The sequence below is a fragment of the Pseudomonas sp. HMSC063H08 genome (assembly GCF_001813645.1).
GTDB classification, from domain to species: domain Bacteria; phylum Pseudomonadota; class Gammaproteobacteria; order Pseudomonadales; family Pseudomonadaceae; genus Pseudomonas; species Pseudomonas aeruginosa.
This window is the reverse complement of sequence record NZ_KV813620.1, coordinates 1-609: the sequence shown is the minus strand read 5'-3', so window position 1 is coordinate 609 and position 609 is coordinate 1. Positions and strand designations below refer to the sequence as shown.

The 609-nt window shown below is 57.3% G+C and carries 1 protein-coding gene; it reads left to right on the top strand.

The features are described from left to right. Positions 1–124: 124 nt before the first annotated feature. Positions 125–609, top strand: a 485-nt coding sequence (locus HMPREF2924_RS30555; protein WP_141765590.1) for a ParA family protein, incomplete at its 3' end; no start/stop codon positions are given.

The window sequence follows — 609 nt, the reverse complement described above, 5'->3', positions numbered from 1 at the left end:
ATTCGAACCTACGACCAATTGGTTAAAAGCCATTTGGACCAAGGTCGTCTAGGAAGGGTTTCCACTCCCGTTACAACGAGTCTGTTTAGCAGCCTCTAATGACCCCACATTAGAGGCTGTAGACATGAATGCGAAAGCGACTTCGGTTGTATCCACCAAGGGTGGTGTAGGGAAATCCACCACCGCCGCCAACCTCGGTGCATTTTGCGCCGATGCTGGCCTGAAGACCCTCCTCATCGACCTGGACCCCGTCCAGCCCTCCCTATCTTCGTACTACGAGCTACCTGAAGTCGCCCAGGGCGGCATCTACGACCTGCTCGCCGCCAACATAACTGACCCAGCGAGGATCATCTCCAGGACGATTATCCCCAACCTGGACGTCGTGATTTCCAACGACCAGAACAACCAGCTCAACAACCTACTGCTCCAGGCGCCCGATGGCCGGCTCCGGCTGGCAAACCTCATGCCGTCCCTGAAACAGGGCTACGACCTGGTGCTGATCGACACCCAAGGTGCGCGCTCCGCTCTACTCGAAATGGTCGTGCTCGCATCGGACCTGGTTGTTTCCCCCCTGCAGCCCAACATGCTTACCGCCCGTGAGTTCAACCG